2 protein-coding genes and 1 pseudogene are annotated in these 2,521 nt (G+C 60.6%); all 3 read left to right on the top strand.

Going from position 1 to position 2,521, the window contains the following annotated elements; all coding sequences use genetic code 11:
* Positions 1–230 precede the first annotated feature (230 nt).
* Positions 231–1,169: a cation diffusion facilitator family transporter gene (locus ACY693_RS18310; RefSeq protein WP_462323243.1), complete on the top strand. Its 939-nt coding sequence runs from the start codon at positions 231–233 to the stop codon at positions 1,167–1,169.
* Positions 1,170–1,650: 481 nt separating this feature from the next.
* A complete protein-coding gene (locus ACY693_RS18305; RefSeq protein WP_462323242.1) occupies positions 1,651–2,184 on the top strand; it encodes a carbon monoxide dehydrogenase beta subunit family protein in 534 nt (177 codons plus the stop codon).
* Between the two features lies 1 nt (position 2,185).
* Positions 2,186–2,521 (top strand): annotated as a pseudogene (locus ACY693_RS18300) (hypothetical protein); the annotation flags it as partial.

The following is a 2,521-nucleotide window of genomic DNA, read 5'->3' as shown; positions in this document are numbered from 1 at the left end:
CAGGCCCGAGCAGGCGTTCTGATAGATTGACACGCCTTACGCAGTAACCCGGAGCGTGCCGCAGTCCAGAACTGCCGAGCACCGCGTCGTTGGAATTCGGTCCGGCCATGAGCGACTCACTCACAGCGCACGCCCACCACCCTCATCTTCGAGCAACGACCGGTCCCTCCGGCGATCATTGGGATATCCATCGCCACTCGCTCTCCCAACAGCACCCTGCTTCAGACAGTTTGGCTCATGACGGAACCAATCGCGCCTTTGCGGTCGGCGTCGCGCTCAACCTGATCTTTGTGTTTATCGAGGCCGGCGCGGGTCTCGCTGCTGGATCGGTAGCGCTGATCGCTGATGCGGGTCATAACCTCAGCGACGTCCTAACCCTGCTGCTGGGCTGGGGTGCCAGTCTGCTGGCAACGCGCGCTGCGACCAGCCAACGGACCTACGGCTTTCGCAAACTGACCGTCATCGCGTCCCTGGTCAGTTCGATCGTCTTGCTACTCGCACTTGGTGGGATCGCCTGGGAGTCCCTAGGGCGCATCCTCGATCCCGACCCTGTCAATGGTGGGTTAGTGATCGTCATCGCCGCTATTGGCGTCGTGATCAATACCGCGACGGCTTCGCTGTTCTATGCCGGAGGTCAAACCGACCTCAACCTGCGGGCCGCCTTTCTCCACTTGGCCGCAGATGCTGCCATATCTCTTGGGGTCCTGGTCGCTGGAGTCCTGATCCTGCGCTACGGTTGGGCCTGGCTCGACCCCGTCATCAGCCTCGGCATCGTCTTGATCTTGCTCGCGAGCAGCTGGCACCTGCTGCGCGAATCGTTCGACCTCGTCATCGACGCGGTACCTTCGAGGATCGATGGCGACGCCGTGCGCCAGCTGCTAGACCACGAGACGGAAATTCGCGCTTGGACCAATCTGCATATCTGGCCGTTAAGCACTGCCGAAGCAGCCCTGACCGTGCATCTGGTCACGGACCCGGGATGCGACCGAGATGCACTGCTCCACCGGCTGCGCGAGCAGTTACGGCTCAGGTTTGGGCTCAGTCATACCACCATCCAAATCGAGCAATGGCACTCCTCGCCTAGGCACAGGACAGATCGAGCGGCAAGTCAAGGAGCACGGACGAGCGCAGAGCCAAGCCTTTTCGAGGCTCGATCGGCCTATGCTTGAGCGTCGAGCCCGCATCCTTCCCACGAAGGTCGATGTAAAACAACTGTTTATCGCCCGACCCCACCGCGCTCTCGCGACCATAAGATTTTTACGAACTATTTAGCGCAAAACGGCGAATTTATCCACATGAAAAGCATGGTTTAAAGTTGACCACTCGTCGCGTGCCTCTGTTCGTCGCACACTGTCCAGATCCTTCCCTCATCCCGTATTGAAAGCCATCGTCCTCTTCCTGTTCTCAGGTCGTGGGCGCTCCCGCTGGCAAGACCGGCCGCTTCTTAAGGCAGGCTGGAAAGCCTCGCGCGGCTATCCTCAATCCCTGCACAAGGCCCCCGCGGGGACATTGGGCTCGAGAGCGCGGATTGGAAAAGACGTCGGTGTTTCCGAAGCAAGCGAAGAGCATCCCCGACACATCAAGTCTGCAGAATCGGAGGCTTTCTTGGAGCCACATCGCTACAAAGTTGTTTCAGGACCGGAAGGGTTCTTGCCACCGGCCGCCGCCTCAATGGGTGTCGCGCTGCCCGAGCAAGGTGAAGGCCTGATCGAAGGGGCGCGTGTCCCGGCCGCAAGCGCGTTGGAAGAGGCGGCGACCAGGCTGGTCAACGCCAAGAATCCGACCTTCTTCCCCGGTCCGCTCATCCTCTGGAACTGGAAGGACGGGATCGCGGAAAAGGTGCAGGCGGTGAAGGATCTGGCCGATACCCTGGGCGCCAAGATCATCCCGATGCCGGATTACCGGCCCAAGTACCCGATGATCAACCCGGAGATCGAGGTCAATCCCAACCATCCGAACCTGACCATCTGGCATAACAAGATCGACGTCTGCGTCTTCATCGGGGTGCACTGCCACTATGCCAATATGGCGTTGAAGATCATACGCGGCGGCACCGATTGCTGCACCATCGCCCTGTGCGCTGAAGCCGGCCATGAGGACGCGGTCATCTCGCTGCGGGATTTCGGCTTCACCGATCTGCAAGCACTGACGGCGGCGGTCAACCGATTAAAGGCGAGGGGCTGAGATGCTGCAGCAGCAAGTACGAAGCCCCGAGTACCTGTTCTTCGAGGCGGACAAGAAGAAGCACTTCCTGAGCGGTAGTGAAGCCGTGCGCGAGGCGATCAGGAAGGCGAATGTGGATGTGGCCATCTCCTATCCCATCACGCCGCAGTCGGAGAGCATGCACCTAGTCGGCGACCTGTTCGCGGAAGGGTATGTGAAGGAGTATTTCCGCGGCGAAAACGAGTTCGCAGTCATGTCCTCGGTGGCCGGCGCGGCTATGGCCGGCGTGCGCGTCTTTACCGCGACCGGCGGCCCCGGCACCATGCGGGCGTTCGAGATGTTCCCAGTCTGGGCCGGT

Source organism: Halochromatium sp. (assembly GCF_054919635.1).
This window is presented reverse-complemented; position numbering and strand designations above follow the sequence as displayed.